Raw genomic sequence first — 4,252 nt, forward strand, 5'->3', positions numbered from 1 at the left:
CTTCGGCATCGGCCTTGCGCACTTCCTGGCGCTCCTCGCGCAGGACGCGGGTCTGCTGCCACTCGGTGGCCTGTTCCTTCTTGCGCTCCAGCAACGGCGCCAGCGACATCACGCCGCGACCGATCTTCTCCATCACTACGAACCAGGACAGGCCCGTGGCCAGAGTGATCGAGGCCAGCAGCAACACCAGCACGAACAGGTTCGCCCCCAGCGCACCAAAGCCCACGCTGAGCGAATTGCCAACCAGCTTGCCGAGGATGCCGCCGGCACTGGAAACATCGCCACTGAACAGGCGCACGTGCAGGAAGCCGGTGCCGGCGATCAGGAAGCCGACCAGGCCGACCAGCCGCAACGCGGGGTCCAGATCGTTCTCGCCCTTGCTCTCGCGCTTGAGGCCGAACATCGCAATCCAGGCCAGCGCACCCAGCACCACCGGCAGCAGGAAGGCGATATAGCCGAACAGCTGCAGCAGCACGTCGGCGATCCACGCGCCCGCGCGGCCGCCCATGTTGTGTACCGGTGCGACAACGCTGCCGGTGTGTGACCAGCCCGGATCCGTCGCTGAATAGGTGAAAAGGCTGGCAGCCAGATACAGCAGCGCTGGCGCGATGGCGATCAGACCCAGGTCGCGCCACAGGCGCTGACGGCGTGGATTGTCGGTCGTGGCCGCTGCCGCCGAGCGACGCGATGCCTTTTTGTCGTCGGACTTGGAGCGTTCGGGGACCTGCTTCGCCACCTTAGACCATACCTTTGGAATGCGCTGTTAGTGTTTGATAATAAACGAGACGGCGTCAGTTTTCAGTTATCCGTTGCCGCACGGGCAGGGACAATGCCTGAAACCGCCCATGGATGACGGCGTTCTGTTCATCGGCTTGAATCGCCCTGCCCCAGCCGCCACTCTATGACCAGCCAAGGATGCTGTGCAAACATCGCCGCGCCTTGTCCCATCTACCTTTTCGCGAGTCTACATGAGCACCAGCCTGCCCTCCCGCCACCAGCGTCTTGTCATCCTCGGTTCCGGCCCGGCCGGCTGGACCGCTGCCGTCTACGCTGCCCGCGCCAACCTGAAGCCGGTCGTCATCACCGGCCTGCAGCAGGGTGGCCAGCTGATGACCACCACCGAAGTGGACAACTGGCCGGGTGACGCCCATGGCCTGATGGGCCCGGACCTGATGACGCGCATGCAGGCCCACGCAGAGCGCTTCGAGACCGAGGTCATCTTCGACCACATCCATACCGCGGACCTGTCGCAGCGCCCGTTCAAGCTGATCGGCGACAGCCACGAGTACACCTGTGATGCCCTGATCATCTCCACCGGCGCGACCGCCAAGTATCTGGGCATCCCGACCGAAGAGGAGTTCAAGGGCCGCGGTGTGTCCGCCTGCGCCACCTGCGACGGCTTCTTCTACCGTGATCAGGACGTGGTCGTGGTCGGCGGCGGCAACACCGCCGTGGAAGAAGCGCTGTACCTGTCCAACATCGCCCGCAAGGTCTATCTGGTCCACCGCCGCGACACCCTGAAGGCGGAAAAGATCATGCAGGACAAGCTGTTCGCCAAGGTTGAAGCCGGCAAGATCGAAACCGTCTGGCACCACCAGGTGGAGGAAGTACTGGGCAACGAGGCCGGCGTGACCGGCGTGCGCGTGAAGTCGACCCTGGACGGCAGCACCCGCGACATCGATGCCCACGGCTTCTTCGTGGCCATCGGCCACCACCCGAACACCCAGCTGTTCGACGGCCAGCTGACCATGAACAACGGCTACCTGGAAATCCGTTCGGGCCTGGGCGGCAACGCCACCCAGACCTCGGTGGAAGGCGTGTTCGCCGCCGGCGACGTGGCCGACCAGCACTATCGCCAGGCGATCACCTCGGCCGGCTTCGGCTGCATGGCCGCACTGGATGCAGAGCGTTACCTGGATGCACAGGGCAAAGCCAGCTGAGGCTGGCTTCCATAGCGCCGAGGCATGATTGACCGGGAAGGCCGACGCGAAAGCGCCGGCCTTTTCCTTTCAGCAGTGCCAGGCGTTGCCTGGCAAGAATGGCCCTGGCCGCAACAAGCTGGACCGGTTACGCACACCCAGCCCGCATCCCACCTGCCCTATCCTTTCCCCCATGCCCAGCGCCCGCTTCCTCGACTCCCTGCAGTCCGTTCCCGCCACCGACTGGGATGCCCTGCACGACGGCGGCAACCCATTCGTCAGCCACGCTTTCCTGTCCGGCCTGGAAACCTACGGTTGCCTGCGCGAGGACTGGGGTTGGCAGCCGCAGCATCTCACCCTGTGGGACGGCGATGCCTTGCTCGGTGCCATTCCCGGCTACCTGAAGACCAACTCGCATGGCGAGTTCGTGTTCGACCACGCCTGGGCCAATGCCTATGCGCGCCATGGCCGCGACTACTACCCGAAGTGGCTCGGTGCGGTGCCGTACTCGCCGGTGAGCGGCCCGCGACTGCTGGCCCGTGATGCGTCGCAGCGCACTGCCCTGCTGACGGCACTGCGCGAACAGATGCCCGCACTCGCCGTGTCGTCAGCGCACATCAATTTCCACACGGCAGCTGACGAAACAGCCTTTGGCGACGACTGGCTGTTGCGCGAGGACATCCAGTTCCAGTGGCAGAACCCAGGTGACTGGAGCACGTTCGAGCAGTTCCTGGGCGCGATGAACCACAAGCACCGCAAGAACATCCGCCAGGAGAGGTCCAAGGTGAACCGGCAAGGCATCACTTTCCGGGTGGTGCATGGCGACGAAGCCACCCGCGCCGATCTGCAGGCCATGTACCGCTTCTACCTGCAGACGTTCCTGGAATACGGCAACGCGCCGGCGCTGACCGAGGCGTTCCTGCGCCATCTGGCAATTTCACTCGGGCGCGGGCTGGTGCTGTTCCTGGCCGAACAGGACGGTGAGCCGATCGCCGGCGCGCTGTGCCTGCGCGGCGGCGACACGTTGTACGGCCGCTATTGGGGCGGCGCCACCCTGCCCGGCCTGCACTTCGAGGCCTGCTACTACCAGGGCATCGAGTACTGCCTGCGCGAGGGCGTAGCCCGCTTCGAGCCGGGTGCGCAGGGCGAGCACAAGCTGGCACGTGGCTTCCTGCCCACCATCGTGCGCAGCCGGCACTGGGTGGCCGATGCGGACTTCGCCGATGCGCTGCGCGACTGGTGCCGGCAGGAGCGGCGGGATGTGCGGCGCTACCAGCAGGAGCTGCAGGGGCATGGGCCTTTCCGCATAGAGACCCCAGACGACAATACCCGCTCGTAACTCAGAGTTGCCGCGCGCTTAGATGATTTTAATGTGGGGCCAGATGGCGCCATCGATGTCGATGAACTCCACACCCTTGAGTCTCTGACCCGCAGCCTGCCGGAACTGCTCAGAGCAAATCAATGTATGACTGCTCCCCGACATGCCCTTGAATCGAAAAATGGGCTCGACAAACCCCTCTCTGACTACAAGCGTCTTCACCCGATGGATGTTGCCGTACGTCCTGTCACGAACTAAAAGTGACTCAGGTGCCGCAACGTCAAGAACGTCAAGCTCCTTGAAGATCACAGCGCTGTAGCTGAACTGCACCAAGTCGACACCGCGCCTCGACCGCACTGTAAGAGGTGACTGATCGACGAATCCTGCGCCTGCGTTGCGACTGATCTCCATAAACCGATCACTCGCAAAGTACGCACCTTGACCGGCGCTACAGATGTCAAACCTCCACCGAGGATCCCAGTTCACCGCGATCATTTCAGGTTGAAAGACCGGGGCATACTCCCCCTCTCTTCTCCCATGCCATAAGGGCCGTTTGCAGCGCTCATTGTCGGCATAGTAGTGATCGCAGAGGTGCGGGTGCCCCTTGTCAACGATGAAGGCTTCCACAAGCCCGGGACAGCCCGGCTCCTTGAGCCGGGACATCACAAAGAATTTCATCAAACAATCCGGGGGTTGGATGTGATCCCAGCCTGACGAACTCATCTCAGCTCTTCAATAGGATTTCTTGCATATCTTTCAGCGACAAAGATGACCAAACCAGAACAGCGCGACCTGTAGCTGAGGCCGATTTTCCAGCGTACCTGCGGCTTCCTGCCCACGCTCGTGCGCAGCCGACACTGGGCGGTCTATGTAGATTCCACTCGTAGCATCGAGCCTGCTCGACTCAATCAGCTGTACTGGCTGTAGTGCCCACTGATCCGGCAATGGTCACACCAGAACGTATAGAGCATTCCTCCATTCATCCACTGCATCAGAGAGCCATCATCCAAAGGAA

4 protein-coding genes are annotated in these 4,252 nt (G+C 62.7%); 2 read left to right on the top strand and 2 right to left on the bottom strand.

Annotated elements, in window-relative coordinates; genetic code table 11:
• A partial coding sequence (locus tag AB4Y84_RS14780; RefSeq protein ID WP_442250353.1) for a DNA translocase FtsK 4TM domain-containing protein occupies window positions 1-736 on the bottom strand: 736 nt, incomplete at its 3' end.
• A 232-nt stretch (window positions 737-968) separates the two neighbouring features.
• Between AB4Y84_RS14780 and trxB the strand changes: the two genes are divergently transcribed.
• Entirely contained in the window at window positions 969-1,940 is a 972-nt protein-coding gene (gene trxB / locus AB4Y84_RS14785) for a thioredoxin-disulfide reductase (RefSeq protein ID WP_442243517.1), read from the top strand.
• A gap of 172 nt (window positions 1,941-2,112) precedes the next feature.
• Window positions 2,113-3,258 carry a GNAT family N-acetyltransferase gene (locus tag AB4Y84_RS14790; RefSeq protein ID WP_442243516.1) on the top strand — a complete coding sequence of 382 codons (1,146 nt, stop codon included), beginning with the start codon at window positions 2,113-2,115 and terminating at the stop codon, window positions 3,256-3,258.
• 18 nt (window positions 3,259-3,276) lie between these two features.
• Here AB4Y84_RS14790 and AB4Y84_RS14795 read toward each other — a convergent pair whose 3' ends face one another.
• Window positions 3,277-3,915, bottom strand: a complete 639-nt coding sequence (locus tag AB4Y84_RS14795; protein ID WP_363733196.1) for an imm11 family protein — start codon at window positions 3,913-3,915, stop codon at window positions 3,277-3,279.
• Between the last annotated feature and the right edge of the window lie 337 nt (window positions 3,916-4,252).

Source organism: Stenotrophomonas sp. 2YAF22 (assembly GCF_052114665.1).
GTDB lineage: Bacteria > Pseudomonadota > Gammaproteobacteria > Xanthomonadales > Xanthomonadaceae > Stenotrophomonas > Stenotrophomonas indicatrix.

Excerpts from the sequence above, each read along its gene's own strand:
- trxB (WP_442243517.1), top strand. The coding sequence starts at position 969 with ATGAGCACCAGCCTGCCCTCCCGCCACCAGCGTCTTGTCATCCTCGGT.
- AB4Y84_RS14790 (WP_442243516.1), top strand. The coding sequence starts at position 2,113 with ATGCCCAGCGCCCGCTTCCTCGACTCCCTGCAGTCCGTTCCCGCCACC.
- AB4Y84_RS14795 (WP_363733196.1), bottom strand. The coding sequence starts at position 3,915 with ATGAAATTCTTTGTGATGTCCCGGCTCAAGGAGCCGGGCTGTCCCGGG.